Origin of the sequence: Streptomyces sp. NPDC046977, assembly GCF_040644455.1 — a bacterium.
Taxonomy (GTDB): Bacteria; Actinomycetota; Actinomycetes; order Streptomycetales; family Streptomycetaceae; genus Actinacidiphila.
Window position 1 is genome coordinate 218,702 of record NZ_JBEYWO010000004.1, and the last position, 26,057, is coordinate 244,758.

General features: G+C 72.2%; 21 protein-coding genes and 1 pseudogene. 10 read left to right on the forward strand and 12 right to left on the reverse strand.

The genetic code is table 11. The features are described from left to right. Positions 1–132: 132 nt before the first annotated feature. Entirely contained in the window at positions 133–795 is a 663-nt protein-coding gene (locus ABZ883_RS08410; RefSeq protein WP_360903568.1) for a methyltransferase domain-containing protein, read from the reverse strand. A 314-nt stretch (positions 796–1,109) separates the two neighbouring features. On the opposite strand from ABZ883_RS08410, the gene ABZ883_RS08415 reads away from it, so the two are divergent. Then, a complete protein-coding gene (locus tag ABZ883_RS08415; protein ID WP_360903571.1) occupies positions 1,110–1,328 on the forward strand; it encodes a hypothetical protein in 219 nt (72 codons plus the stop codon). Positions 1,329–1,340: 12 nt separating this feature from the next. On the opposite strand, the gene ABZ883_RS08420 is transcribed toward ABZ883_RS08415, so the two are convergent. Beyond that, positions 1,341–2,300, reverse strand: coding sequence for a LysR family transcriptional regulator (locus ABZ883_RS08420; protein WP_360903574.1), 960 nt, complete (start codon positions 2,298–2,300; stop codon positions 1,341–1,343). Between the two features lie 134 nt (positions 2,301–2,434). Here ABZ883_RS08420 and ABZ883_RS08425 point away from each other — a divergent pair, with 134 nt between their 5' ends. The 3 genes from ABZ883_RS08425 to ABZ883_RS08435 all read left to right on the forward strand — a co-directional run bounded on the left by ABZ883_RS08425 (position 2,435) and on the right by ABZ883_RS08435 (position 5,155). Beyond that, positions 2,435–3,673, forward strand: a complete 1,239-nt coding sequence (locus ABZ883_RS08425; protein WP_360903577.1) for an MFS transporter — start codon at positions 2,435–2,437, stop codon at positions 3,671–3,673. A 27-nt stretch (positions 3,674–3,700) separates the two neighbouring features. Next, positions 3,701–4,276 carry a GNAT family N-acetyltransferase gene (locus ABZ883_RS08430; protein WP_360903580.1) on the forward strand — a complete coding sequence of 192 codons (576 nt, stop codon included), beginning with the start codon at positions 3,701–3,703 and terminating at the stop codon, positions 4,274–4,276. Between the two features lie 90 nt (positions 4,277–4,366). Further along, the gene (locus tag ABZ883_RS08435; RefSeq protein ID WP_360903583.1) at positions 4,367–5,155 is read left to right on the forward strand and encodes an alpha/beta hydrolase; all 789 of its coding nucleotides are present in this window, start codon (positions 4,367–4,369) and stop codon (positions 5,153–5,155) included. A gap of 7 nt (positions 5,156–5,162) precedes the next feature. On the opposite strand, the gene ABZ883_RS08440 is transcribed toward ABZ883_RS08435, so the two are convergent. Both ABZ883_RS08440 and ABZ883_RS08445 read right to left on the reverse strand, forming a co-directional pair. Then, positions 5,163–6,158 carry a helix-turn-helix domain-containing protein gene (locus ABZ883_RS08440; RefSeq protein ID WP_360903586.1) on the reverse strand — a complete coding sequence of 332 codons (996 nt, stop codon included), beginning with the start codon at positions 6,156–6,158 and terminating at the stop codon, positions 5,163–5,165. 229 nt (positions 6,159–6,387) lie between these two features. After that, positions 6,388–7,071 carry a hemerythrin domain-containing protein gene (locus ABZ883_RS08445; RefSeq protein ID WP_360903589.1) on the reverse strand — a complete coding sequence of 228 codons (684 nt, stop codon included), beginning with the start codon at positions 7,069–7,071 and terminating at the stop codon, positions 6,388–6,390. Between the two features lie 469 nt (positions 7,072–7,540). Between ABZ883_RS08445 and ABZ883_RS08450 the strand changes: the two genes are divergently transcribed. Next, positions 7,541–9,985: a SpoIIE family protein phosphatase gene (locus ABZ883_RS08450; RefSeq protein WP_360903592.1), complete on the forward strand. Its 2,445-nt coding sequence runs from the start codon at positions 7,541–7,543 to the stop codon at positions 9,983–9,985. Positions 9,986–10,006: 21 nt separating this feature from the next. On the opposite strand, the gene lepB is transcribed toward ABZ883_RS08450, so the two are convergent. The 3 genes from lepB to ABZ883_RS08465 form a co-directional block, all read right to left on the reverse strand. Then, positions 10,007–10,759, reverse strand: a complete 753-nt coding sequence (gene lepB, locus ABZ883_RS08455) for a signal peptidase I (RefSeq protein ID WP_360903595.1) — start codon at positions 10,757–10,759, stop codon at positions 10,007–10,009. A gap of 89 nt (positions 10,760–10,848) precedes the next feature. Continuing rightward, the gene (locus ABZ883_RS08460) at positions 10,849–13,650 is read right to left on the reverse strand and encodes an FtsX-like permease family protein (RefSeq protein WP_360903598.1); all 2,802 of its coding nucleotides are present in this window, start codon (positions 13,648–13,650) and stop codon (positions 10,849–10,851) included. 5 nt (positions 13,651–13,655) lie between these two features. Next, a complete protein-coding gene (locus tag ABZ883_RS08465; RefSeq protein ID WP_360903601.1) occupies positions 13,656–14,354 on the reverse strand; it encodes an ABC transporter ATP-binding protein in 699 nt (232 codons plus the stop codon). Between the two features lie 70 nt (positions 14,355–14,424). On the opposite strand from ABZ883_RS08465, the gene ABZ883_RS08470 reads away from it, so the two are divergent. The 3 genes from ABZ883_RS08470 to ABZ883_RS08480 all read left to right on the forward strand — a co-directional run bounded on the left by ABZ883_RS08470 (position 14,425) and on the right by ABZ883_RS08480 (position 19,207). Then, positions 14,425–15,036: a PadR family transcriptional regulator gene (locus ABZ883_RS08470; protein ID WP_360903604.1), complete on the forward strand. Its 612-nt coding sequence runs from the start codon at positions 14,425–14,427 to the stop codon at positions 15,034–15,036. A 130-nt stretch (positions 15,037–15,166) separates the two neighbouring features. Further along, positions 15,167–17,947: an AAA family ATPase gene (locus ABZ883_RS08475; RefSeq protein WP_360903607.1), complete on the forward strand. Its 2,781-nt coding sequence runs from the start codon at positions 15,167–15,169 to the stop codon at positions 17,945–17,947. Positions 17,948–18,127: 180 nt separating this feature from the next. Next, on the forward strand, positions 18,128–19,207 hold the full coding sequence (locus tag ABZ883_RS08480) for a PP2C family protein-serine/threonine phosphatase (protein WP_360903610.1): 1,080 nt from the start codon (positions 18,128–18,130) through the stop codon (positions 19,205–19,207). Between the two features lie 108 nt (positions 19,208–19,315). Here ABZ883_RS08480 and ABZ883_RS08485 read toward each other — a convergent pair whose 3' ends face one another. Next, positions 19,316–20,098: an IclR family transcriptional regulator gene (locus tag ABZ883_RS08485; protein ID WP_360903613.1), complete on the reverse strand. Its 783-nt coding sequence runs from the start codon at positions 20,096–20,098 to the stop codon at positions 19,316–19,318. 499 nt (positions 20,099–20,597) lie between these two features. Here ABZ883_RS08485 and ABZ883_RS08490 point away from each other — a divergent pair, with 499 nt between their 5' ends. Together ABZ883_RS08490 and ABZ883_RS08495 are read left to right on the forward strand one after the other, a co-directional pair. Next, the gene (locus tag ABZ883_RS08490) at positions 20,598–20,837 is read left to right on the forward strand and encodes a hypothetical protein (RefSeq protein ID WP_360903616.1); all 240 of its coding nucleotides are present in this window, start codon (positions 20,598–20,600) and stop codon (positions 20,835–20,837) included. Then, positions 20,825–21,175 (forward strand): annotated as a pseudogene (locus ABZ883_RS08495) (transposase); the annotation flags it as partial. The gene ABZ883_RS08490 and the pseudogene ABZ883_RS08495, both read left to right, overlap by 13 nt. 114 nt (positions 21,176–21,289) lie before the next feature. Here the strand turns inward: ABZ883_RS08495 and ABZ883_RS08500 are convergent. The 4 genes from ABZ883_RS08500 to ABZ883_RS08515 all read right to left on the reverse strand — a co-directional run bounded on the left by ABZ883_RS08500 (position 21,290) and on the right by ABZ883_RS08515 (position 26,036). Further along, a complete protein-coding gene (locus ABZ883_RS08500; protein WP_360903619.1) occupies positions 21,290–21,949 on the reverse strand; it encodes a hemerythrin domain-containing protein in 660 nt (219 codons plus the stop codon). A 327-nt stretch (positions 21,950–22,276) separates the two neighbouring features. Beyond that, entirely contained in the window at positions 22,277–23,059 is a 783-nt protein-coding gene (locus ABZ883_RS08505; protein ID WP_360904053.1) for a maleylpyruvate isomerase family mycothiol-dependent enzyme, read from the reverse strand. Between the two features lie 180 nt (positions 23,060–23,239). Then, entirely contained in the window at positions 23,240–24,502 is a 1,263-nt protein-coding gene (locus tag ABZ883_RS08510) for a hypothetical protein (protein ID WP_360903622.1), read from the reverse strand. Continuing rightward, a complete protein-coding gene (locus tag ABZ883_RS08515) occupies positions 24,495–26,036 on the reverse strand; it encodes an alkaline phosphatase D family protein (protein WP_360903625.1) in 1,542 nt (513 codons plus the stop codon). The genes ABZ883_RS08510 and ABZ883_RS08515 overlap by 8 nt, the downstream gene beginning before the upstream one ends. Positions 26,037–26,057 lie beyond the last annotated feature (21 nt).

The window sequence follows — 26,057 nt, forward strand, 5'->3', positions numbered from 1 at the left end:
CTGCCGCCGAATCAGCGCGCGTCACGGGGCCCTTGGATGGACAGGACCTCCAGCCTGCGACCCGAATGAGACCGCCCCGAGCCCGTACGGTCGCGAAACGGCAACGCACCAGGCCCGCGGTCCCGCCGCCGGTCAGGCGGGCCGTGTCGGGGCCTTGCGGGCGAGCAGGTGGACTTCGCGGAACTGCCGAAGATCGGCCGGCTGCGGCTCACGGACGATCCGGGCCACCTCGGCCAGTCCGGACCGGCGCAGCATCGCCGCCAGGTGATCGGGCCACCACCGATAGGCCGGCGCGACCGCGTGGTCGAAGACCTGCGTCGGGTGGGCCGCGTCCTCGCTGGCCGAGAAACCCAGCAGCAGATGACCGCCCGGTGCCAGCACGCGGTGGAACTCCGCCAGGACAGGAGGGAGTTCGTGCGGCGGGGTGTGGATGACGGACCACCGTGAGAGCACGCCGCCCAGTGCGCCGTCGCCGATGTCCAGGGCGGTCATCGACCCCACGTCGAACCGCAGGTCCGGATAGGAGCGGCGCGCCGACGCGACCATCGCGGTGGAGGCGTCGACGCCGAACACCGGCAGGCCCGATGCGTGCAGGTGGGCCGTGACATGGCCGGGACCGCACCCCAGATCGGCGACCTGGCCGTCGCCGCTCGCGCGCACGGTCTCGGCGAAGGCGCTCAAGGCGGCGCGGTCCAAGGGCCTGTTGCGCAGCTCGTCGCGGAACCGTTCCGCGTACAGCGCGGCGACCGCGTCGTAGGCCTCGCGGGTGGCACTGAGGGCGTCGGTCTCGGCCATAGCCGCGACCCTAGCCCGTGACGCCGTGGCGGGAGCGGGATTCGCGATCTTCCGCCTCGCCTGCCGCCCGGCACCTCGCGCCATGCCGGCCGGGCATTTCACCGCGGTGCGCAAGTCGGCGTCGCGGCGCGGGAACTGCGCGTTGGGAAGTGTGCGTCGGTGGGGGCATGAGAGAGCGAAGAGAACCCATGGGTGCCGTGGGCTGCCTCGTGGCGGCCGCCAGTGCGTGTGTCGGGTTCGGGGCGTGGCTGCGGGGTGCCCGGCCGGCTCTTCAGGGGGGTTTCGAAGGCCAACGGGACTGGAGCCTGCTGTATGTGGAACTGCCGCTCATGCTGGTCGGGGTACCCGCGGTCACGCTCGCGGTGTGGGCGGTGGTCAGTGGTGTGCTCCGGCGACGGGCCGGTGCGCGTGCGCGGACCGCGGTGTCGGGCGGGGCGGCCGCGGCCGCGCTGGCCGTACTGACCGTGCTCACCTGGGGGTGCCTCGCCTGGCTGGACGTCCGGGTCGACGCGTTCCTCCAAGGCGACGCGTGACCGCGTTGGCGTTCAGCGCGGAAGCACCCAGTCCGGCCGCCAGGTTCCGGCGGCGTCGTGGCCCGCGGGGGTGTCCAGATGGGCGCGGAGGGTGTCCAGCGCCGGGTGGGGGTTGTCGCGGTGCCAGAGGAGCGAGTGCGGGTAGACGGGCGTCGGGTCGGTCACCGGGAGGCGGCGCAGGCCGTGGCCGGCGGGCCAGCCGATGGGGTCGCCTCCGGTGGGTGACTGGGGGAGCATGCCCGCGCCGATGAAGGTGGCCAGTGCCGGGGTGCCGGCGACGGTGTCCAGCAGCGCGTCGGAGCCGAAGTTGGGGCCGGTCGTCTCGATGGTGAGGCCGAACTCGGCCACGAGGGCGTCGTAGTAGGCGGCCCACTCGCTCCCGGGGACGATGCCGGGCATCCAGATGCGGTGCCCGACGAGCTGATGGACCGTCACCGACGTCATGTCCGCGAGCGCGTGGCCGGGGCCGGTCAGCAGTTCCAGGGGCTCGTCGTGCACCCGCACGGACGCGATGTCCTCGGGAAGCGGCCTGCCGGGCGCGGCGACGGCGCGGAAGGAGGCGTCGATCTCGCCGGACCGGACGGCGGCGACCGCCCTGTCGATGTCGGACAGCATCACCACGTCGAGCTCGATCTCGGGCCGTGCGCGGTGGAAGCCGCGCATCAGGCCCGACGCCGCGCCGCGCGAGGCGAGGATGTCGACGCGCAGCGGGCGGCGGCCGGTGCGCACGGACGAGGCCGCGCGCTCGGCGACGCGCAGCAGTTCGCGTGCGTGGGGCAGGAACGCCTGCCCGTCGATGGTGAGCTCGGCACCGCGCGGGGTACGGGTGAACAGCCGTACGCCGAGGTCGCGTTCCAGCGCGGCGACGCGCTTGGAGACGGCCTGCTGGGTGACCGCGAGCCCGGCGGCGGCCTCCTGGAACTGCCCCGCCTCGGCGACGGCGACGAAGGTCCGTACGGTGTCGAGGTCCATGCCGACACCCTAAGGTCACAACCAATGGTTGTGTCCGGTGGTCCGACGGTTGTTTGATCCCCCGGTACGCCGTTCGCTTTGATGCTCGCGACCGCGGATCGCGCGGTGCGGGCGAGGGGCGGAGGGCGTCGGGCATGAGGAGCGGGCACCGGCTGGGGCGGCCGTTCGGGTGGCTGTGGGCGGCGTACGGGACCAGCGCGCTCGGCACGTGGCTCGCCTTCGGCGCGTTCCCGCTGATCGCGATCCAGGTCCTGCACGCCGGGCCGGCCGAGGTCGCCGCGCTCGCGTCCGTGGGGGCGGCGGTGGGCGCCGCGGTGGCGGTGCCGCTCGGCCCGTGGGTGGAGTTCCGCCGCAAGCGGCCGGTGCTGGTCGCGGCGGACCTGGTGCGGTGCGCGGCGCTGCTGACGATCCCGGCCGCGTTCGCGCTCGGCGTGCTCACCTTCCTTCAGCTCCTGCTGGTCTCGGTCGTCGTCGCGGCCGCCGACATCACCTTCCGTGCCGCCTCCGGCGCCTACCTGAAGACGCTGCTGCCGGCCGGGGACCTGCTCGTCGCCAACGCCCGGTTCGAGTCCACGGCCTGGACGACCACGATCGTGGGACCGCCGCTGGGCGGCGCGGCGATCGGCCTGCTCGGCCCGATGGCGACGGTCGTGGCCGACGCGGTCAGCTACCTGCTGTCGGCCCTGGGCATCCGCGCCACGGGCGGGCACGAGCCGCGGCCCGCGCGCCGGGAGGGAGCGCGCATGCGGGGGCGGGACCTGCTCGACGGCTGGCGGTACATCCTCGCCGACGCGGTACTGCGTCCGCTGTTCTTCAACACCGCCCTCTTCAACGGCCTGGTGATGGCGACCCAGCCACTGCTCGCGGTCCTGATGCTCGGCCGGCTCGGGTTCACGCCGTGGAGTTACGGACTCGCCTTCGCGGCGCCCTCGATCGGCGGGCTGCTCGGCTCGCGGCTGGCCCGGCCGCTCGTCGACCGCTGGGGCCGGCACCGGGTCCTCGTGGCGACCGGGACGCTGCGCGCGCTCTGGCCCGTCGGCCTGGCTTTTGCGGGACCCGGCACCGGAGGGCTGCTGCTGGTGATCGGCGTCGAACTGGGGCTCATCTTCTGCTGCGGGGTCTTCAACCCCGTGTACGCCACCTCCCGCCTCGAGCGCACCGCCAGCGACCGGGTCGCCCGCACGCTGTCCGCCTGGGCGGTGACCACCAAGGCGTCCACCGCGCTCCTGACGGCCGTCTGGGGTGTGCTCGGTGCCCTGCTCGGCCCGCGCACGGCCGTCGGCCTGGCCGGTGTGCTCCTGCTCGCGACACCCCTGCTGCTCCCGCGCGGCGCGGCAGCGCGTCTCCCCGCTCCGGAGCCGAGCCGTACCTGACGCGGCGACTCGTGATTCCATTCCGGCATGACCACCGAGAGCACCGAGAGCCCCGCGGCGCGCGACGGGCGGCCGGACCGCGCGGTACGGCCCAGGACCGACGACGATGTCGACGAGTGCGTCCGGGTCCTCGCGCGGGTGCATCGCAGCGACGGCTACCCGGTCGACTGGCCGGACCGCCCGGGCGACTGGGTCGCACGGGCCACCGGGCTGGGGGCCTGGGTCGCGGTGCTCGACGGCCGCCTCGCCGGCCATGTCGGCCTCTCCCGCCCCGCGGAGGGGGACGAGGCCCCCGGGCTGTGGGGCGACCGGAACGGTACCGGCCGGGAGGGGACCGCGGTGGTGAGCCGGCTGTTCGTCGACCCGGGGGCGAGGGGGTACGGGCTCGGCGCGCTGCTGCTCGGCCGGGCCGAGCGGGAGGCCCGGCGGCTCGGCCTGCATCCGGTGCTCGACGTCGTGGCCACCGACACGGCAGCGGTCGCGCTCTACGAGCGCCTGGGGTGGGAGTTGCTGTCCGAGCAGGAACAGCGGTGGGGGCAGGGGCGGACGGTGCCGATCCGGTGCTACGCGGCGGGGACCGGAGCCGTCGCAGGGTCCCGCTAGCAACCTCCCCGGTCCGGCGCGGCCCGCCGCCATCGACGCCGCCGCCCAGAGCCGCAGAGTCGCAGAGCCGCAGAGCCGAAGGACACACCGATGCACACCAAGAGGGTCGAGTTCACGGGGTCGCAGGGCGCCGCGCTGGCCGCGCGGCTGGAACTGCCCGAGGACGAGCCGCGGGCGTACGCGCTGTTCGCGCACTGCTTCACCTGCGGCAAGGACCAGGTCGCGGCCACCCGTATCTCACGGGCGCTGACGGAGTTCGGCATCGCGGTGATGCGCTTCGACTTCACCGGTCTCGGGGGCTCCGGAGGGGAGTTCGGCAACACGCACTTCAGCTCCAACACCGATGACCTGGTGCACGCCGCCGAATACCTGGAGGCCCATCACAAGGCCCCCGGTCTCCTCATCGGCCACTCGCTCGGTGGTGCGGCGGTCCTCGCCGCACGGCACCGCATCCCCCAGGTACGGGCCGTCGCCACGATCGCGGCGCCCTTCAGCCCCGCTCACGTCCTGCACCTGCTCGGGGACGACCGCGACGAGATCGAGCGGAAGGGCGAGGCCGACGTCGTGCTCGCGGGCCGCACCTTCTGCATCCAGCGGAACTTCCTGGACGACATCGCCACCCAGCCCCAGACCGAGCGCATCGCGGGCCTCAGAGCCGCGTTGCTTGTCTTCCACTCGCCGACGGACGAGTTGGTGGGCGTCGACAACGCGCGGCACATCTTCGACACCGCCCGCCACCCCAAGTCCTTCATCGCTCTCGACGGGGCCGACCACCTGCTGACCAAGGCCGCCGACGCCGCGTACGTGGCGACCGTGCTCGCCGCGTGGGCCGGCCGCTACGTGCTCGGACCGGCCAGGCAGCGCAGTCTTATAAATTGACGGCCTGTCAGGAACGGGGGACGGCGTCGGGGACCGGACCCGCCTGCGGGAGACCGGCCTGACGCCACTCCGCCGGCGACGATCCGTAGACCGCCCGGAAAGTGCGGCTGAAGTGGGCGTGGCTCGCGAAGCCCCAGCGGTGCGCGATCGCCGCCACGGTCTGCCCCGCGAGTTCGGGACGTACGAGGTCCCTCCGGCAGGCCTCGAGCCGCAGGCGCTGGATCCACCGGCCGACGGTCAGGGGTTCGCCCTGGAAGAGCTGGTAGAGGTAGCGGACCGAGATGTGGTGCGCCGCCGCCACCGAGGCCGGGCAGAGTGACGGGTCGTTGAGGTGGCTGCGGATGTAGGTGCGCAGGCGCAGCAGCAGGGCCGCCTCCACCGCGGGCGTGGCCTCCTGCTTGACGTTCCCCTCCAGGGTGATCAGGGCCGTCAGCACGTCGACGATCCCCTGCTTGAGGAACTCCTTCGGCGCCGGTGCGCAGATGCAGTTGTCCGTGATCGTGACGAGTCCGTTCACGTACGACGCGAGGATGCCGCTGATGCCCTGGCCGGGGGAGTAGGTCCGGCCGGTGGCCAGGCGCAGGGCCGAGTCGGGGAGGTCCACCATCTCGCGCGGGACGGTGGCGACGTGCTGCCGCACCGGGCCGGCGAAGTCCAGGACGTACGGCCTGCGGGTGTCGAGGATGACGAGCTGGCCGGCGGCGACCGGCGCCTCCCGGCCGTCCTGGGTCGCGACGCCGGTCCCCGTCCTTTGCAGGCTCACGACGAGTGAGTCGTCGCCGTCCGCGGCGATGAGCGGCGCGGACCGGGTCATCCGTTGCGGGCTCGCCTCGAGGGACCCGACCTGGACGCCCGCGACGCAGGCCCGCCGTATGGTGCCGTGGATCGTGGCCTCGCCCCGGGTGCGTACCTCCAGCTGGATGAACGCCTTGCCCACGGCGTCCGTCCAGTAGTCGGTCCTCTCGTCGGGCGGTTTGATGTCCGTGGAGAATGCTTGGATCACGATGCCCTCGCGAATTGCCAGGAGGCATTGGGTCCCGAGTGCCGGCGTGGTACGTGATGCCGGGGGAACCCCTTACGCTGCCACCGTAAAGTCCGGCCGCGGTCGCGGAAGGCATTCCGGGCGGGACTGCGGGACACCCGCAGAAATGCGATGACGGGATTGCGGGAAATTCCGGAGACCTCCTCCGGGAGGATGCGCGTGTGATCCGTCCGCGGGCCTGGCGGGGGCCTCAGGCACCGATGCGGGGCGGCGTGGCGGTTCCGTGGACGACCTTGGCGTGGGACGCGTACCGGCGGCGTGCCAGCGCGGGGACGATCAGCCGGACGGGCAGCGGGGCCGTCGCCAGCACGGCCTTGACGACCTCCGGATCGCCCTCGTACATCGCCATGCCGAAGGCCAGTGGCAGGTCCTTCTTCGGCGTGGCCGTCATCCCGTGCTCGCCGAGCCGGTGCCACTCCGCCGCGGTCACGTGCTGCTCGGCGAGCGGCAGGATCTCCTTCTCCTCCAGCGCCATGTGCTCCAGGAGCACGCTCGCCAGCCGCTCCAGCGCCTCGGCGAGTTCCGCGCCGCGCAGCCCGGTGGAGCGCCAGCCTCCGAGCAGTGCGGTCACTTCCGTGTGCGTGGTGTCGATGGCGTGGTGCTGCTCCTCCATCGTCGGCACGATGGCGGCGGCCTCCGCACCGCCGCGCTCGACGAGCTTGGGCCACAGCAGCAGGTCCTCGCCCTCGTGGTGGGTGTGCAGGATGCGGCACAGCAGGTCCGCGTGGGCACCGACGACCTCCGTGCGCCGGATGTCGCCCGGCGGCACGGTCCGGACGAGGCCGGGAAGCAGGATGAACTCGCGGCGCAGCGCGGTGTGAGCCATGTACATGTCGCGCGTGTCGGCCATCGGTTCAACGACGTGTGGTGCCATGGTGCGTTCCTTGTCCTGCCGTCTGCTGTGTGTGGGGGCGGGCGGCGAGCACGGAGCATGCGGGCGATGCCTGTCGCGGACGAGAAGGCCCTGCCGTGTCGCTGCCCGGGCCACTGTGTCACCGGCGCCGATGGTCGCGCATGCGTCAAATGCCCTTCGTGTGCGGCCGGTGCCCGGGTCGTTCGGCCCTGCCGCCCATGTGCTGTTCGAGTCGGCCGCCACGGGCCGGGCGACCGCGCCGGGTCCGTCCCGCGCCCTTTGCTCCTGCCTGCACGGTCCTTGCCCCTCCACGCAATCCACCGCCCGTGGCACGGAAATCGTCCGCGTCGCAGTTCCCGCGGGGGCACACTGTAATCCGACTCACAGTCCTCCTTCTTGAATGCGACATGAACGCATTCCTGCGAGCACAATTCGGCGAGCACACCCACGCCATGGCTTGTCGAGGATCTACATCAGTCAGGAATCTTCGATGACAGCACGCAAAGAACGGCTTGACGCAGCGTTTTGGGGGGTCTCGGAGGTCGTCTGCACACCGATCGCGGTACTCGGTGCGGACGGCACGGTGTCGGGGTGGGTCGACTCCGCCCGGCACCTCCTCGGCTACTCCGCGCAGGACGCGGTGGGGCGACCCGCCGCGGCGATGCTGGCCTCGGCCGGCGACCGGGCCGCGGCATCCGCGCTCGCCCGGCGCTCCCACGTGCTGCCGCAGGCGTGGGCCGGCACGGTCGGGGTGCGCCACAGGGACGGACGGGCGCTCGACGTGGGGCTGCGCGTCTCGCGGCTGTCCGGGCGGCAGGACGGTTGCCGCTGGCTGGTCTCGGCGACCCGCGTGGACGGGGTGGCGGACTCGCCCGCGGTGAACGGGCCCCCGCTGTCGTCGCTCCTGGGCAGCGCACCGGTCGCGATCTGCGTCCGCGACACGGGACTGCGCTGCGTGTGGGTGAACGACACCGCGGAACTCCTGGACGGGATACCGCCCGTGACGCGCCTCGGCCGGCGGCTGACGGAAGTGCGGCCCGGTGCCGAGTCCGGCGCGCTCGAGGCGGTGATGAGGAAGGTGCTGGACAGCGGGACCCCGGCGCTCGACCTCGAGTACCCGGAGTGGCTCTCGGCGGCCGGCACCTGCGGCCCCTTCGAGGCCTCGTACTTCCGGCTGGACGACGCGGACGGCAGCCCCGTGGGCGTGTGCTCGATGTGGGTGGACGTCGCCGACCGGGACCGGGCCCGCGAACGCCTGGCGATCCTGAGCGAGGCCGACAGCCGTGTCGGGACCACCCTGGACGTCGCGCGGACCGGGCAGGAACTGGCCGCCGTCGCGGTGCCCGCGCTGGCCGACTTCGCGATCGTCGACCTGGCGGACCCGGGCGGGCTCGGCCCGGACGTGCTGCTCCACCCGGCCCTGGTGGACGGGCCCGTCCCCGTGTTCCGCCGGGTCGCCCTGGCCTCGGTCCACCAGGGGCCGTGCGAACCCCTGTGGACACCGGGGGAGGTGATCCTCGCGCCCGCGAACTCGACCTACGGCGGCGTCCTGTCCACGGGGAAGCCGACGCGGACGGTCCTGGAGCCCTCCTGCCTCGACCCGCAGGACCCCTGGGCGGAGAAGGCCTGCACATACGGGATCCACGCCCTCATGGCAGTACCGATCCGAGCCCGCGACGAGGTGCTGGGCGTGGCGGTCTTCGCCCGGTCGAGGAATCCGGCGCCGTTCGACGACGGCGATCTGCTGCTGGCCGAGGAGCTGGTGGCCCGGGCCGCGCCGAGCCTGGACAACGCCGACCGCTACTCCCGCGAGCGCGCGTTCGCCCTGACCCTGCAACGCAACCTGCTTCCGAGGCAGTTGACCGGCGGATCGGCCGTCGAGGTGGCCTCGCGCTATCTGCCCGCGGACATCGTCGCGGGGGTCGGCGGCGACTGGTTCGACGTGATCCCCCTGTCCGGCGCCAGGGTGGCGCTGGTGGTGGGGGACGTGGTCGGGCACGGCATCGAGGCCGCCGCGACGATGGGCCGGCTGCGCACCGCGGTTCGGGCGCTGGCCTATCTGGACCTGCTCCCCGACGAGTTGCTCACCCATCTCGACGACCTGGTCACCCGCATCACCCAGGAGCACGAGAACGTCCAGGGACCGCCCGCCCAAGTCCTCTGGGCCACCTGCCTGTACATCGTCTACGACCCCGTCACACGGCGGTGCACGATGGCACGGGCCGGCCATCCGCCGCCCGCGATCATCGACCCCGAGGGCCGCATCACCTTCCCGGACCTTCCCCCCGGAACGCCGCTCGGGGCAGGCGTGTCCTCCTTCGAGGCGGTGGAACTCGAACTGCCCGAGGACAGCGTGCTCGCCCTGTACACCGACGGCCTGGTGGAGTCCCGGACCCGGGACATCGACGCCGGCATCGACCGCCTCACGACGGTCCTGGCCCGGCGCGGCCGCTCGCTGGACGTGCAGTGCTCCGACGTCGTCGACGCCCTGTCGACACACCCGCCCGACGACGACGTCACGTTGCTCCTGGCCCAGACCCGCGCGCTCGGCCCCTGCCAAGTCGTCTCCTGGGACCTTCCCCTCCAGCCTGCCGCGGTGAGCAGCGCACGGGCCCTGACCACCCGGCAGTTGGCGCGGTGGGGGCTGGAGCATCTGGTGCCGTCCACCGAACTCATCGTCAGCGAACTGGTCACCAACGCGATACGCCACGGCAGGGGGCCCATCCGCCTGCGGCTGATCCGCGACCAGGTCATGACCTGCGAGGTCTCCGACAGCAGCGACAGCCTGCCGCGCCTGCGCCACGCCCGCCCCACGGACGAGAGCGGCCGCGGGCTGCTCCTGGTGAACCGGCTCTCCCGGCGGCGCGGCACCCGCTACACGCGGGGCGAGGGGAAAATCGTCTGGGCCGAGCAGGACGTGGCACCCGGGGCGTGACGCGCGCCGCGCCACCGGGTGTCATCCCCCGTCGAAGCCGGCGGGCACCGGAAGCGTGGACCACCGCGGCACCGGCCAGGCGACGGCGAAGGCCCGGCCGACCACGTCGTCCACGGGCACGAAGCCGCCGCCCGGTTCCTGGACATGGATGCGGGAGTCCCCGGAGTCGTCGCGGTGGTCGCCCATCACCCACAGGCGGTCCTTCGGTACCTTCACGGTGCCGACCGGGAAATCGTCGCACGGTGTGGCCCCGGGATAGATGTAGGGCTCGTCCAGGGGCTTCCCGTTGACCTCGACGGGCTTGCCGCTCTCGCACGTCACGGTGTCGCCGCCGACCGCGATCACGCGTTTGATGAGGTCCTTCTCGTCGGCCGAGGGCATCAGCCCGACGAAGGCCAGGACCTTCGTGACCGCGTTCGGGCCGGGGCCGCTCCGCTGGGCCGGCTGGTCGTCCAGCCAGCCGCCGGGATCGCGGAAGACCACGACCTCGCCGCGTTCCGGCTTCGCGCCGAACCACGGGGTGAACTTGTCCACCAGGACCCGGTCGCCGACCTGGAGGGTGTTCTGCATCGAGCGCGAGGGGATGGAGAAGGCCTGGACGAAGAAGGTCTTGATCCCCAGCGCCAGGACCAGCGCCACCACGATCAGGATCGGCAGCTCCTGCCACCAGGGGCGCTGCCCGCGGACCTTGCGCGGCCGCTTGCGGCCGGGTGCCGCCGGACCGTCGTCACCGGACCCCGCGATGCCGGTGCGGTCCTCTTCCCCGACGGTCATGGCTGCTCCTTCGCGCTGAACGGGCGTACGGCGCACCGCCCGGTGGGTGCCGTGCGCTCCTGGACATCATCATCTCGCGTCACGGCTGGTCAGTCGGCTGCGAGGAGGTGGGCGGGGGCGATGCGGGAGTGGGCGCGGATGGGGAAGGCGAGGGCGGCGCTGACCAGGGCGACGGCGGCGAGGGTGGCGAGGGCTGCGGCGCCGGCGACGGTCGGCAGGTGTCCCTGCAGCATGCCCCGTCCGATGGTCAGGACCGCGGCGAGTCCCGCGACCGCGCCGGTGAGTCCGCCGAGCAGGGCGAGGAGGATGCCTTCGTAGACGGTGAGGCGGGCGAGTTCGCGGGTGGTCCATCCGGTGGCGCGCAGGACGGCGAGGTCGGCGGCGCGTTCGCGTTGTGACAGGACGAGTACGTCCACGGCGCCGGCCGCGCCGAGCAGCAGGGACAGGGCGACGCTGAGGTAGTCCGCGGTGCGTGCCTGGGCGACCACGGCGTTGCCGAGCAGGGAGCCGGCGACTTCGCCGCGGAAGGCGAGGGTGAGGGCGAGGAGCACGGTGAACGCGGCGACGCCGAGGGCGAGTCCGGCCGCGCCCAGCACGGTGCGGCCGCGGACTCGCAGGAGGTTGCGCGCGGCCAGGCCGGGCAGGGAGCGCACGGGTGCGGGCCGGCCGCCGGTGGTGACGGGGGGTCTGATGGCGTCCAGGGGACGGAGTCTGGTGGCCCGCCAGGCGGGGATCGCGCCGGCGGTGAGCGCGAGGAGCAGGGCGACGGGCAGGACGAGGGCGGCCTTGACGCCTGCGTCGGGGAGGTGGAGGAGGGTGCCGAGGACGTAGGCGAGGAGGGAGCCGGCGGCGCCTGCGCCGAGGCCGATGGCGGCGAGTTCGCCGAGGACCAGGCGGAGGATGTCGGAGGAGGTCCAGCCCACGCAGCGCAGGGTGCCGATCTCGGTGCGGCGGGAGCGGACGGAGGCGAGGGCGGCCTGTGCGAGGAAGAGGGCGCACACCACCAGCACGAGCACGAAGAGTACGGCGCTTTTGGTGTCGACGGCTTTGAGGATGTGCAGGGCGACGCCCTTGGCGGTCCAGTACTCGCGGACGTCGACGCCGGACAGGGTGATGGTCTGTGGTGCCGGGGAGCTGCCGATGGTGATGTCGACCTGGAGGCCGGGGAAGGTGGTGCGGATGTGTCCGGCGACGGCGTTGACGCGGGCTTGGGAGGCGGGGTCGACGCCGGTGACGCCGCTGACGCGGATGCGGATGGCGCTGACGGGTGCCGTGTCCTGGAGGGTGGGTTGGCGGCGGCTTTTGGTGAGGGCGGGGATCGAGTCGATCGTGGTGAGCATGGTGGGCGGGGCGGTGAGGTAGCCGCCGAGGTTGCGGTCGGGGGCGAGCGGCCGGTTGTGCAGCGCGGCCCGTGCGGCCTTGTCGGCGCCGGTGACCTGCGGGGAGCGGTAGGTCTCCAGCGGCACCTGCGACAGCGTGGAGAAGCCCGGCAGTTCGGAGGCGTCGTAGCGTCCGACCGGGACCAGATAGGGGATCGAGGTCCGTCCGTAGTCCTCGCGTTCGCAGGTGAGGTAGCCGAAGCAGAACGTGCCGGGATGGCTGGTGACCTTCCGGTACTGGGTGCCCGTGTTCTCCTCGGGGACGAGGTCGACGAACTGCCGGTTCTCGTTGGTCCGCCAGAGCTCGGGCGACTGGCCGGCACGAGGCCGCGGAGCCAGGCCGTGCGCCGTGCGGCGGTAGTCGACCGGGCCGATCGTCCAGTAGCTGGAAGCCATGGGCGGATAGGTGAACTTCTCGGGGTAGCCCTTCTCGATCCTCGCGGTGACGTGTCCGACGGGCGTTCCGCGCAAGGCGTTGACGAAGTCGTGGGCGGCGGGGCTGCCGAGCTTCGCCGGCAGGGCGGCCGGGTCGCCGACCTGGAGGCGTTCGACACGGGCGTCGAGAGTGCCGGCGGTCAGCGTCCGGTCGTTGAGCACGACCGGGACCTTCCAGTAGGAGGACTCCGCCGACCAGCGCTCCCCGTTGCCCCAGACAGGCTTGTCCCGGTCGGTGAGCATGCGACCGGAGGTGACGGCACGGTCCAGGCCGATCAGCCGGTTCTCGGCGCTGGGGTCGATCGCCGAAAGGAGCACCGGGTAGGAGACCGGGACTTCGGCCGTCGCGTTGGCGTGGCCCGTCCGGCAGGTCAACCACGCGTTCATGTCGCGGTCGAACGGGGACTCCTCGCGGCGGTCCTCCCGGATGAAAACGGGTTCCAGCGGCTCGTAACCGCCGTCGTCGGCACGCTGGATGTGCAGGTCGGTCTTGTTGTAGTTGTAGTACCAGCAGACCGAGTACACGCCGTGGCCCGTGTCCTCCTGAAGCAGGTCGCTCGGCGACCAGTCGTGGGGAGGTCTGGTGGGTCGCTTGATCGGGTTGCGGCTCACGTAGACGTACTGGTCGGCGGCCGGGACGCGGTTCAGGCCGGTGGTCAGGGTCGGCCGGATCCGCAGCATCTGGGCGGGCGCGCCGGGATCGAGGAACCTGGAGACGTCGATCTTGACGGTGCCCTGCACCATGAGGTAGCCGAGGTTGGCGACCGGTGCGGCGATCTGCACTCCGGCCATGTCCTTGATGGCGTTGTACTGGTCCAGGGTGATCCCGCCGAAGATCCCGGACAGGAAGTTGGCCTCGACCAGGCCGTCGGCCCGCTCCACGGCGCTCTGACTGCCGTGCGGGCGGACCAGGACGTCATAGGCGGAGCGGGCGTTCTTGCGGACGGTGTCGGTGGTGCGGGCCTGACTGGTCGTCACCGTCGAGGTCAGCAGGGTGAAACTGGTCGCGGCCACCAGGATGCCGGCGGCCAGCGCCAGCGCGCGGCCGCGGTGCCGCCGCAACTGCGAGAGGATCATGGCTATCACGGACGCAGGCCCCCGAGCCGGTCGAGCACGTCGGCGGCGGGTGTCACCTGCTGGTCGGAGGTGATCCGGCCGTCCTGGAACCGCACGATCCGGTCGCAGTTCGCGGCGACCTCCGCGTCGTGAGTGGCGATCAGCATCGTCATGCCGAACTGCTCGCTCAAAGCCAGCAGCAGGTCGATGATCTCCCGCCCGGTCGCACTGTCGAGATTGCCCGTCGGCTCGTCCGCGAGCAGCAGCCCCGGACGGTTGATCAACGCCCGGGCCACCGCGACCCGTTGCTGCTGGCCACCGGAGAGCTGCGAGGGCAGCGCACCGGCCCGCCCGGCCAGGCCGACGGCGTCCAGGAGCTCCATCGCGCGCTCCCGCCGGTCGAATTCCACCCGGCGCGGCAGCACCGGCACCAGGACGTTGTCCAGCGCCGTGAGTGCGGGCAGCAGGTGGAACCGCTGGAAGACGAAGCCGATGCGGCGGCGGTGCGCGTCCAGCCGGGCCGCGGTGAGTTCGGCCCCGTCGACCTCCACCGACCCCGAGTCCGGCCGGTCCATTCCACCGATCACATGGAGCACGGTGGACTTGCCCGCGCCCGACGGCCCGGTCAACGCCACCGACACACCGTCGGCGATCTCCAGATCGACACCGTCCAGCGCCGTGATCCCCGGGTAACGGCGGGTCACCCCCCGCAACGTCACACCCATGAGCCCCTCCCACCCTCCTGCATTGCCACAATGCAGCGGTACATTGTCACAATACATAGGGGGTGTGAAAGTGCCACTGCATCATGCGGTGCTCGCTCTGCTGTCCGAAGGCCCCAGCCACGGCTACGAGCTCAAGGGCCGCTTCGAGCAGGCCATCGGCCCGCAATGGGGCGGCCTCAACATCGGCCACCTCTACCAGATCCTCGACCGCCTCGTCCGCGACGGCTACGTCACCCGGTCCCAGGTCGCCCAGACCGACCGGCCCGACAAGACGCGCTACCAGCTCACGCCCACCGGCCAGGACGAGTTGACCGAGTGGGCCACCGCCGCCTGGACCCGCACCGGCGGCTTCCGCGACGAGTTGTTCCTCAAGCTCCTCGGCGCCGCCTCCCTGGGGGCCGACGCCCTGGACACCCTCGTCGAGGCGCAGCGGCAGACCTATGTGTCGGAACTCGCCGGACTCGCGCGCCTGCGCCGCACCCACGCCGACGACCCCCTCGTCGCCCTGCTCGTCGACGCCGCCATCGCCCACACCAAAGCCGATCTCAACCTCATCGACAACGCGGTGCAGCGGCTCACCCCACTCATCAACACCGGGCTCGGCAGCCGCGGTGACGCATCCCCGTCGGGAAGTGCCGAAGGTGAGGATCAAAGCGGGCGAAAGGAAACACTGTCCGCATGAGGTCCCTTCTCATGTCATGTAACACTTTCCAGTACAGATCATGGTGAGAAGGTGATGCTTTCGACCCTGCCGGACGCCAGGCGTCCCGGATCGAGAGCGCCCGCCTGAACCAGGGAGCACGAACCATCCGATGCAGTCCATGGTGTACACGGCCGACGCAAACAGCCTTCCGGCACTGGTGGGTCGTGATGAGGATGTGGAGCGGGTCGAGGCACTGCTCGGCTCGGTCGATTCCGGCGGTGCGGTGCTGCTGTCGGGAGAGCCCGGAGTGGGCAAGACGACGCTGCTCAACCTGCTCGGCCAGCGGGCCCTCACCGCGGGTGCCAGGGTGCTGCGCGCGGGGGGCGCGGCCATCGAGAGCGAGGTCGCGTACTCGGGCCTCAACCAGCTGCTCTTCCCCGTCTGGGAGGAGAGTTCCGGGACTTTGGAAGGCGCGCACCGGGAGGCGCTGCGCGTGGCGCTGGGCTTCGGCAGCGGAACGCCGCCGGACCGGTTCCTGGTCTCCAACGCCGCCCTCGTGCTGCTGCGCGGCGCGGCCGCCGAGACGCCCATCCTGCTGATCGTCGACGACCTCCAGTGGGTGGACCCGGCCAGCGCGGCCGTGCTGCAGTTCGTGGCACGCAGGCTCTCCGGCAGTCGCATCACGTTCCTCGCCGCGACCCACCGGGGGAAGCGCGGCCCTCTCGAGAGCGGCGGACGGGCCGAGTACGAGATCCCGCCGCTGGACGGGGAGTCGTCACGGCTGCTGGCCGGTCTCCGCCATCCGGACCTGGCCGGATGCGCGCTGGACTGCGTCATCGCCGCCGCGCAGGGAAACCCGCTGGCCCTGGTGGAACTCCCGGCCGCGCTCAGCGGACCGCAGCGCGCCGGGCTGGAGCGCCTGCCCGACCCGCTGCCGTTCAGCCGCCGCCTCCGGGAGGCCTTCGGTTCGCGCGTGGCGGCGCTGCCCGCGGCCACCCGCCGACTGCTTCTGGTCTCCGCACTGGAGGAGACGGGGGACGTCGCGGTGCTCCAGGCGGCCGTGCAAAGGCTCTGCTCCGCGTCCGGTCCCACGGACTTCGAGGCCGCCGAGTGCCACGGACTCGTGCACATCGACCAGTTCGGCCATCGCCTCAGGTTCCTGCACCCGATGATCCGTACCGCGGTGCTGGAGGGATCCACCACCACGGAGCGCCGCGCCGTGCACCGCGAACTCGCCGAGGTGCTGAACGAATGGCCCGACCGGCGCGCGTACCACCTGGGGGAGGCGTGCACGGAACTCGACGAGTGCGTCGCCGCCCTGCTGGAGGGCAGCGCCCACCGCCTCGTGCGGCGGGGCGACGCCACGGCGGCGATCCGCGCCCTCACCAAGGCCGCGCACCTGTCCCCCGGCGCCGCCGACCGCGCGCGCCGGCTCTCCGCGGCCGCCTACATACGGGCGGACGCGTCCGGTGAGTTGATCACGGCCTCCCGGCTGATCGACGACGCCCGGCGCGTCGGCACCGACGAACGCGCGCTGCTCTACTCGGCCGCCGTCTCGGTCCACCGGCTGCTCGACGGCGAGGGCGACATCGACACGGCCCACCAGACGCTGCTCAAGGCGATCGAGAGCCTCGACCGCTCCTACGACGCCCGGGATCTCGCGCTGGACGAGGCGCTCCACCTCCTGGTCCTGCTGTGCTGCCTCGGCGGCCGCCAGGAGCTGTGGGTCCCCCTGGAGAAGATCCTCGACCGACTCGGGGCCGACGTCCCCCGGCTGCTGGCCGTCTACGTCGCGACGCAGGGCGACCCCGCGCGCACCGCCCTGCCCGCGCAACGCGACCTGGAGGAACTCATCGCCGGGCTGCCCCAGGAGACCAATCCGGCGCGGATCACGCGGATCGGTGTCGTCAGCCTCACCGCCGACCGGTTCGCCGATGTGCGCGACGCCGTGTCGCGCATCTCGCCCCAGGGGCGCAAGCAGATCTTCGTGCTGCCGCTGCTGTGCACGGACGCGTTCCTGACCGGCAGGTGGGACGAGGCGACCGCGCTGGCCGACCAGGGAGTGCGGCTGTGCAAGGAGCTGTCCTTCGAGGCCGTCTCCTGGTACTTCGTGTACTACCGGGCCGTGGTCGCGGCGGCGCGCGGCGACGCCGTGGCCGCCGGGGAAGCGGCCGAGGCGATGGCCCTGTGGGGGACGTCGCGCGGCGCGTTCCATCTGGTGACCCTGGCCGAGCACGTCCAGGTGCTGATCCGGCAGGCGGAGGGCGACTTCGAGCGCGTCTACGGGCACGCGGCGGCCGTCAGCGCGGCCGGGGAGCTGGCCCCGTACACCCCCGTGGCACTGCTCGTGATGGTGGACCTGGTGGAGGCCGCGGTCCGCACCGGCCGGCGGGAGGAGGCGGCCGCCCATGTCCGGGCGGTCCGCAGCGCCGGGATCGCCCGGCTCTCCCCGCGCAGGGCCATGCTCGTCGACGCCGCGGCCGCCATGGCCGCGGAAGCGGACGAGGCCGCGATCGAGTTGTTCGAGCAGGCCCTGTCCCACCCCGGTGTCCAGCAATGGCCCTTCGACTGGGCACGCGTGACCCTGGCCTACGGCGAACGCCTCCGCAAGGCGCGATCGACCACCGAGGCCCGGGCCTCGCTGCGCGCTGCCCTCGCGGCCTTCGAGGAACTCGGTGCCCGGCCCTGGGCGGACCGGGCGGCACGCACGCTGCAGGCGAGCGGGGGGATGACCAGGCGCGCCGAAGGGCCGGAGCCCGTCATGCTCACCCCGCAGGAGCTGGAGATCGCCCGTCTCGCGGCCACCGGTCTGACCAACAAGCAGATCGCCGAGCGTCTCTACCTCTCGCCGCGCACCGTGGGGGGCCATCTGGGCCGCATCTTCCCCAAACTCGGGATCGCCTCCCGCGCGGCACTGCGCGACGCCCTGATCAATCTCGGCGAGCGCTGAACCGCGCGCGTCGAGCGCCGCCGGACGGGCACGTGCCGGCGGCGCCTCGGTGTTCCGGGGGCTGCAGGGACGGGCAAGGCACCGTGCGCCACGGAGCAAGGAGCAGGACCTGTCACGAACCTACGGTCGACAGTGGCCCACCCTCAGTGGAGCCGGGACGACCGTGAAGGAGTGACGCAGATGACGCATATGGACAGGTTCGAGGAGGAGCGGGGCGAAAGGCAGCCGGGACACCATCTGGCTGTGGCAGGGATCCTGGGGGCCCTGGCCGTCTGCGGGGTGAGCGCGCTCTGCGCGATCTTGCCGCTGCACCATCCGAGCTACGCGTGCGGCCTGGCCCCGGTGGTCACCACCGGGGTGGTGGCGGCGGTCCTGGCCCGACTGAAGAACCGGTACCGTTCCACGGCCACGCAGGCGCGCGCGGTGTCCGACACCGTCCAGCGAGTGCTGCTGCGGCCGCTGCCGAGGCGTATCGGCGCCCTGGGCATCGCCTCCGTCTACCGCGCGTGCGGCGGCCGGGGCGAGGTGGGCGGCGACCTGTACGCCGTGGCCCGGACGGGCGGTGCGACACGCCTGATCATCGGTGACGTGTGCGGCAAGGGCCTGCCCACGTTCGAGGACGTCGCGGCCGTGCTCGGGGCCTTCCGCGAATGGGCTCCCTGCACCGCCACCTTGACCGAGCTGTCGGGGCGCCTGGAGCAGAGTTTCCTGCGCCACCTGGCGGAGACCGACGACGGCACCGACGGCACCCGGGTTCGGGACGAACGCTTCGTGACCGCTCTGCTCCTGGAAGTCCCTGACGGCGAGCGGCAGGTGCGCATGGTCAACCGGGGCCATCCGCCGCCGGTCCGGGCCCACTGCGGTTCCGTGGCCCTGGTCTCCGGCTGTTCGTCGCCCCCGCTGGGCCTGCACGGCCTCCAGGACGTGGGTGCCATCGAGGAGCGCTTCGAACTGGCGGCAGGGGACGCGCTGTTGCTCTACACCGACGGGCTGATCGAGGCCCGCGACGCCGCCGGGCACTGCTACCCGCTGCTGGAGCGCGCGACGGCGTGGGAGTGGACCCGGCAGAGCGCGGCTCGTCGCGTCTGCCTGCCCGACGCGCTGTCGGAGATCCTCCAGGATCTCGTCGCGCACACCGGGGCGCTTCCCGATGACGATCTGGCGATGGTCGCGCTGACGCGGGTCGAGAAGCCGGATGCCGCCGCGCTCACCGGGCCGGCCGGCGACTCCCGTTCCGAGGAGAGGGGGCGGTTGGGGTAGGGCCGCCGGGCGGGGGAGCGGGCCGGCGTCCCGCGGGGAACTGCCCCGCGGGACGCCGGCTTCGTCGTGCCCGGGACGGGCGGCGCCGCCGGGCCGGGCCGGGCGGACTCACCCGGACCACCGGCTCGTCGCCAGGAAGCGCGATATGTCCAGGGCGCAGTCCGTCACGTGCCGGGCGAGTTCCTCCACCCGGTCCGAGGTCAGCCGCTGCGTCGGCCCCCCGAGGGTGACGGCGGCCGTCACGGTGCCGTCGGTGGCGTAGACGGGGGCGGCCAGGGCGTTCAGGCCCATTTCGTGCTCCTCGCAGACGAAGGTCCAGCCCCGCAGCCTGATCTCGTCCAGTTGCCGGTGCAGGGCCTCGGGCTGGACGACCGTCCTGCGGGTGTAGGCGGTCAGCCCCGCGTCCAGGACGAGCCGGAGCGCATGGGGTTCGTAGGCCATGAAGACCTTGCCCGCCGCACTGCCGCACAGGGGTCTGACCTGGCCGACGTAGCCGTGAGGGGTGAGCGGGCGCGTGGAGTTCGCCCACACCACGGTGACCTGGTTGCCGTGCCGGCGGATGTGGAGGCCGCAGCATTCACCGGTCCTGTCCCGGAGTGCCGCGACCGCGGGCCTGGCCGCTGTGATGAGGTCCGAGGCCACGTCCGCCGACGCCGACCACCGGATCACGCGCAGACCGACACAGAAGAAGGCACCCTCGCGCTGGAGCGCGTTCTCCTCGACGAGCGCGTGCAGGATCCCGGTCAGCGTCGATGACGGCATGCCGGTCATGCGGACGATTTCCGAGGGGTGCAGGCACGGTGTGTCGACGGAGAAGCAGTCCAGAATTCTGAAGGCCTCCCGGAGGATCTGCGGTGCGGGGTGTGGTTCGGCTGAGTGATGGCTTTTCATGTTCGTATCCTCCGCGCGCAAATTCCGCCGGGATCGAAGCGTCGATGGTGATAGACTGGTGCATCATTCAAGTAGTCACTTGATGACTGCAGATGATGACTGCAGATGATGACATGGACCGAGCGAATCGCCGCTCGGTGTCTCCGCTGCTGCCGGGCACTGGTGAACAGGCCATCTCCTCGGCCTTGTTGATCCGTGCCGCTGATGTACCGCGTTCCGCCGCATTGCGGGAGCCGGAAGGACCGGCGGCGGTCCATGCCTTCATGGTGCCCGTCGGCTTTCCGTGTCTACCCTGCGAAATGCTTTATGGGCGTGTTTTCTTTGGCGCCTTTCCCTGGGCGTTCGTACAGGGCCCGTCCGGTGACTTCTCCCGCTTCCCGATTATTCCGGGCGCACGCAGAGGCAAGGCTTCATGCGCCCTCGGACAAGGAATGCGGCGGGGCCGCTGCCTACGGTGGAGACGCACAGGCCCGGGAACGATCGGGAAGGAACGACGCCGATGGCGGACGTGGAGGACACGACAGAGATGGAAGCGGCACGGGACGACGGGCGGCCGGGCCGCCACCTGGCCGTCCTGGGAGCCCTGGCCGTCTGCGCGGCATGTGCGCTGTGCCTGATCCCGGGCATCGCCCACGGCATCGCGCCGCCGGCCACCGCGGGAGCGGTGGCGGTGGTGCTGACCCGCCTCTGGGTCTGGGCCGGTGACGTGCGGGAGTTGGGCCGGCCATGGCAGACCTGACGACGCGGCTGGCCCCGGACGAGCTGTGGGTTCTCTTCCGGCTGGTCGTGCCGCCCACCGAGGTGGAGCGCGCGCAGGGCGGGGGCCGGAGGCGGGCCGGTGACCGCGAGGCCCTGGCCGCCATCATCTTCGTGGCCACGTCCGGGTGTGCGTGGCGGCAACTGCCGCCGGTGTTCGGGCCCGCCTGGCCCACGGTCTACCGGCGCTTCGCCCAGTGGAGCCGGGACGGGGTCTGGGCACGGCTCCGCGAGGTCCTCCTCGACGAGCTCAGCGCCCGCAGCGGACTCGACTGGCCGTGTTTCGCGATCGACGCCGTCAGTGTCCGTGCGGCGGAAGGTGGGCGCTCGCGGACCGGCGTCCCCGATGCCCAGCCGCCGCCACCCGCACACCGCGAGATCGCCGTTCACTGAAGCGGCGCGGCGGACGGCGGCGCCACCGCCGCCGCAGGTGCTTCAGGAACCGACGCGAAAAGGCGTGACCGTTCCGTGGACCTGCCGGGCGTGGGACGCGTAACGACGCCGCCCCAGCACGGTGACGGCGAGCCGGACGCGCAACGGGGCGTTCGCCAGGACGGCTTGGACGACCTCCGGATCCCCCTCGTACAACGCCATCCCGAAGACCAGCGGCAGGTCCCTCTTCGCCATACCGGCCATCCCGTGCACGCCGAGCTCGTGCCATTCGGCCGCGGTGATGTGCCGCTCCGACAGCGGCAGCACCTCCTTCTCCACCAGGGCCATGTGCCTGATGAGCAGGGTCGCGAGCCGTTCGAACGCCCCCGCGAGCCCGGCGCCGTTCCGCCCGGTGGTGCGCCAGTCCGCGAGCAGCCCGGTCGCCTCCGCGTGCGGACCCGCGATGGCCCGGCGCTGCTGCCGCACGGTCGAGACGATGATCTCCGCCTCCACACCGGCGCGTTCGAGGAGCCTGGGCCACAGCAGCAGCTCCTCGCCCTCGTGCTGGGTGTGCAGGATCCGGCACAGCAGCGCCGCGTGGGCACCGACGATCTCGGCGCGACGGGTGTCGCCGGGGACGACGGACCGGACGAGGTCGGGAAGCAGCCTGAATTCGCGGTGCAGCGCGGTGTGCACGGCGCTCATCCCACGGGTGTCGGCCATGGGTTCATTGACGAGTGGAGCCATTGTCTCTTCCGTGTCGTGCTGCCCGGCGGCGTCGCGGACAACGCCGCGCAGCCGGTACGGGGGACTGCGCGCGACGTGCCCACGACGGCCCGCGGCGTCGCGGCGCGATGCCGGGCTCTTCTCGGTGTCTCCGCCGGGCAGGAGGGGGGAACGCCGTACGAGGCGGTCGGCGGAGCCGAGCGGTGATGCGTCGCGGCCCCCTCTGCCCAGGCCACTGTGTCAGCGGTGCCGAACCACCGCATGGGTCGAACAGCCCTGATGTGCGGGGGGCAGCCCGGGTCGTTCGACGCTGCCGTCGGTTCCTCAGGCGCCCGGGTCCCATTCCTGGAGCAGGTCGAAGAGGCGCGGGTCGCCCTCGAGCTTCAGGGAGTCCATCGGAATGCGGTCGTACAGGGCCATGACCAGCTCGTGGGCCGTGCCCCGGGCGGAGGCGTCGACCGTCTCGTCCGGGGTCGCGGACATGGCGCCGGGCGTGGGGATGCGGGCGGCCCGCGCGCCGTCGGCGGAGAGCCACAGCCGCCAGGAGCGGCCCTCGGTGGCGTGGTATTCGACGGTGGCGGGCTCGTGCGGCCAGGCGCTCGTCGTGGCGCAGCAGGTGGACAGGAACTCGTCGACCCCGTCGAGTGCCACCTCGACCGGCAGCGGCACGGCGGCGCCCACCGTGAGCTGGGCGTCGTAGGTGTGCACCGCGAGCTGCTGGAGCTGGTGCCGGGCGACGGCGCCGCAGGTCTGCGGCGACTGGGAATCCCCCCACCACGTCCAGCAACCGCGGTCAGGGCCGGCCTCCCGCAGGGCGTCCAGCAACTCCCGCGTCGCGCCTGCCAGCCAGGCCTGCTGCGCCTCGCGCTCATGCGGCACGTCAGGGGCGTCGGCCGGTACGGCCTTCCCCGGGGCTCCGGGTCCCGCGGCGACGGTGGCGGCCCAGGCGTAGCGCCCCTCGCCGATGTGCTGCACCAGATCGAACAGCGTCCACTCGGGGCAGGTCGGCACCTGTACGTCGAGGCTGGGCGCGGAGGCGACGACGGCGCGGAAGGCGGCGGCCCGCTCGTCGATCAGCCGCAGCAGATCGGGGAACTCCAAGGTCATGTTCACGCCGGTTGTCTACCACGGTGTTCCGGCGACGGGACAGCGGTTTTCGCCGCCCCGTCACGGGCGTGCGGCCCGGCGCTCGGAGGTGATCCGGCAGCGGTGCCGGAGAACCGCGCTCCCTTGCGCGGTTCCGGAACCGGCTGCCGGATCTGCCCTCCGGGAAAGCCCGGTTGGACGTCACCAGTCCGAGTTGGTCGCCCCCAGACTCAGCAGGACCTGGTCGAAGGTGTTGCCGTCGTTGTCGTCGGTGTACGCCATGGAGAGGATGCCGAACGGGGAGGAGGTCAGCGAGAGCTGCTCCTGCCGGCCGGTCGTGACCTGGCTGACGGACTGGGCCGGCAACCGGCCGGCGAAGGTGCCGTCGGGGTTGAGGCCCCGGGCCCAGACCGCCGGATCGCTGCCGGCGACGCTCCAGCCGACCACGGCGTCGCGCTGGTCGTCGATGCCGACGGTGGGGTGGCCCGCGCCGGTTCCGCCGGACACCTCGACCTCGGCCGAGCCGGCGGTGCCGGTCGCGGTGAACGACCGGGCCCAGACACCACGGGTCCCGGTGTGGTCGGACTCCCACGCCACGGCGAAGTCGCCGTTGAAGTTCGCGGCCACGGCCGGACGTTGCTGCTGCCCGTCGCCAAGGCTGTTGGCACTGCGGCGGCTGAGGGTGACCGCCCCGTTCGCCTTGGCCAGCTTCACCAGGCCGATCTGGTAGAAGCCGTTGTTGTCGGTGTCCTCGTCCCAGACGACGACGGCGTCGCCCGAGGCGGAGGTCGCGATGTCGGGGTTGTGGTGCGCACCGCCGGCCGCGTTGACCGTCACCTCGTAGGCCTTGGTCGTGGTCCCGGTGAACCCGGCGGCCTTCACCGTCGCCGCCGCCGTGCCCTGGATGTCCTCCCACACCACGGAGAACGCGACCGCCGTGGTGCTGCCCGGCGCACCGTCCGGGTCGACCGCGACACGCGGATGGATCTGCTGGCCGTCGGCGCTCGCGTTGGCCTGGCCGGAGCCGAGGAGCGCACCGGCGGGGGAGAGCACCCGGTAGGTGATGTTGTAGAACCCGTTGCCGTCCGGGTCCTCCGCCCACACGACGACGGTGTTGCCCCGGTCGTCGATGCCCACGTCGGGCTCGAGATGCCGCCAGGCCACACCCGCGGTCCCGCCCGCCGAGAGCTTCTTCTCGTAGGCCGAGACGCCGTTGCGGTACATCCGCACCCACACGTCGCTGTGCGCGTTGTCGCCCGGGTTGGTCGAGTCGCGGTCGTCCTCCCACACCACCGCGGTGTCGCCGAGGCGGTTGGCCGCGATCGAGGAGGTGTCCTGGTCACCGGCGGAGTCGCTGTTCGCGGTCGCCCAGGACGAGGGCCCGGCCGCCGAGGCCGGGCAGGTCATGGCGAGGACCGCGGCGAAGCCGGCGACGGCCGCGCCGAGTACGGAGAGCTTACGCATCGGCCAACCCCGGCTGTCCGTCGTGAATGACGAAGGTCCGCGCGGTCGTCGCCGCCGCGCCGTGCTCGGTCACCGTCGCCACCGACCGGAAGTCGGCCGTGAGCTGCGACGGCGTGATGTGCGTGCGGACGTAGCCGCGCCGGTCGGAGTAGAAGCGCAGATGCGGGTTGAGCGATCCGTTGGGGATCGTCGTGGTGGCGCTTCCGTTGCCGGTGCTCGTGATGGAGGTGCAGACGAGCTCGGAGCCGATCGTCGCCGACGACGGATTGGCGTAGTCCGCCTTCAGGTTGTTGCCCCACGACGCGTGCACGTCACCGGTGAGGACGACCGGGTTGCGTACGCCGCGGTCGATGATGCCCTGCTGGATCCGCGCCCGGCTGCCCCGGTACCCGTCCCAGGCGTCCATGTTCATCGCGCCGGCCGAGTTCACGTTGCGGGCGAAGAAGACCTGCTGGCCGATGAGGTCCCAGGTGCTCAGGTGCTGGCCGAGTCCGTCGAGCAGCCACGCCTCCTGAGCCGCGCCGGTGATCGAACGGGACGGCAGATCGGCGTCGGCGCAGACCTTCGTGCCGTCGCCGCAGGCCTGGTCGTCGCGGAACTGGCGGGTGTCGAGCATGTGGAACGTGGCGAGGGTCCCCCAGCGGACCCGGCGGTAGAGCTGGATGCTGTTGCCGGAGGGCGTCGCGGCGGCGCGCAGCGGCATGTTCTCGAAGTAGGCCTGGTACGCGGCGGTGCGGCGCGCGGTCCACTGGGCCGCCGTCAGCGCGGGGCTGCTGTCGGCGCGGACCATGTTGGCGTAGTTGTTCTCCACCTCGTGGTCGTCCGGCACGACCAGCCACGGCGCGATCGCGTGCGCGGCCTGCAGGTCGGGGTCGCTGCGGTAGAGCGCGTAGCGGCGGCGGTAGTCGGCCAGCGACACGATCTCGCTGCCGAGGTGCTGGCGCACGGCGCCGGAGGTGGCGCCGCCCTCGTAGATGTAGTCGCCCAGGTGCAGGATCAGGTCGGGGCGGTCGTCGGCCATCCGGCGGTAGGCGGTGTAGTAGCCCTGCTCGTAGTGGGCGCACGAGGCGAAGGCCATCGTGAAGTCGCGCCCGACCGTGTTCACGGCCGGCGCGGTGCGGGTCCGGCCGACCGGGGAGATGAATCCCTGCGCCCGGAACCGGTAGTAGTACTCGGAGTCCGGAGCGAGTCCGCCGGCCAGCACGTGCACCGCATGGGCCTGGGCGTAGCGCGCGGTGAACGTACCGGAGCTGACGAGGGTGGTGAAGTTCTGGTTGGTCGACACCTGCCAGTCGACGGCGACGTCGGCGTTGGGCATGCCGCCCTGGCCGTCCGCGTTGGTCGGTGCGGGAGCCAGACGCGTCCAGAGCACCACGCTGTTGTCGTCCGGTTCGCCGGAGGCGACACCGAGCGTGAAGGGGAAGGGAGTGGCGGCGGCGGCCGACGGCTGGGCCATCGCCCCGAGTTGGAGCGCTGCGACGCTCGCTGTGGTGAGCCCGCCTAGGATGAAGATGCGGCGACTGAGGTTGCTCATGGGCGCCGATGCTCGTGGACC

What these genes read in the sequence shown, in the direction of transcription:
- ABZ883_RS08465 (WP_360903601.1), bottom strand. Translation starts at nt 14,354, where the DNA reads ATGGGTGTGACGTTGCGGGGGGTGACCCGCCGTTACCCGGGGATCACG.
- ABZ883_RS08475 (WP_360903607.1), top strand. Translation starts at nt 15,167, where the DNA reads ATGCAGTCCATGGTGTACACGGCCGACGCAAACAGCCTTCCGGCACTG.
- ABZ883_RS08460 (WP_360903598.1), bottom strand. Translation starts at nt 13,650, where the DNA reads ATGATCCTCTCGCAGTTGCGGCGGCACCGCGGCCGCGCGCTGGCGCTG.
- ABZ883_RS08505 (WP_360904053.1), bottom strand. Translation starts at nt 23,059, where the DNA reads ATGACCTTGGAGTTCCCCGATCTGCTGCGGCTGATCGACGAGCGGGCC.
- ABZ883_RS08490 (WP_360903616.1), top strand. Translation starts at nt 20,598, where the DNA reads ATGGCGGACGTGGAGGACACGACAGAGATGGAAGCGGCACGGGACGAC.
- ABZ883_RS08445 (WP_360903589.1), bottom strand. Translation starts at nt 7,071, where the DNA reads ATGGCACCACACGTCGTTGAACCGATGGCCGACACGCGCGACATGTAC.
- ABZ883_RS08485 (WP_360903613.1), bottom strand. Translation starts at nt 20,098, where the DNA reads ATGAAAAGCCATCACTCAGCCGAACCACACCCCGCACCGCAGATCCTC.
- ABZ883_RS08450 (WP_360903592.1), top strand. Translation starts at nt 7,541, where the DNA reads ATGACAGCACGCAAAGAACGGCTTGACGCAGCGTTTTGGGGGGTCTCG.
- ABZ883_RS08410 (WP_360903568.1), bottom strand. Translation starts at nt 795, where the DNA reads ATGGCCGAGACCGACGCCCTCAGTGCCACCCGCGAGGCCTACGACGCG.
- lepB (WP_360903595.1), bottom strand. Translation starts at nt 10,759, where the DNA reads ATGACCGTCGGGGAAGAGGACCGCACCGGCATCGCGGGGTCCGGTGAC.
- ABZ883_RS08425 (WP_360903577.1), top strand. Translation starts at nt 2,435, where the DNA reads ATGAGGAGCGGGCACCGGCTGGGGCGGCCGTTCGGGTGGCTGTGGGCG.
- ABZ883_RS08510 (WP_360903622.1), bottom strand. Translation starts at nt 24,502, where the DNA reads ATGCGTAAGCTCTCCGTACTCGGCGCGGCCGTCGCCGGCTTCGCCGCG.
- ABZ883_RS08435 (WP_360903583.1), top strand. Translation starts at nt 4,367, where the DNA reads ATGCACACCAAGAGGGTCGAGTTCACGGGGTCGCAGGGCGCCGCGCTG.
- ABZ883_RS08500 (WP_360903619.1), bottom strand. Translation starts at nt 21,949, where the DNA reads ATGGCCGACACCCGTGGGATGAGCGCCGTGCACACCGCGCTGCACCGC.
- ABZ883_RS08430 (WP_360903580.1), top strand. Translation starts at nt 3,701, where the DNA reads ATGACCACCGAGAGCACCGAGAGCCCCGCGGCGCGCGACGGGCGGCCG.
- ABZ883_RS08420 (WP_360903574.1), bottom strand. Translation starts at nt 2,300, where the DNA reads ATGGACCTCGACACCGTACGGACCTTCGTCGCCGTCGCCGAGGCGGGG.
- ABZ883_RS08480 (WP_360903610.1), top strand. Translation starts at nt 18,128, where the DNA reads ATGACGCATATGGACAGGTTCGAGGAGGAGCGGGGCGAAAGGCAGCCG.
- ABZ883_RS08515 (WP_360903625.1), bottom strand. Translation starts at nt 26,036, where the DNA reads ATGAGCAACCTCAGTCGCCGCATCTTCATCCTAGGCGGGCTCACCACA.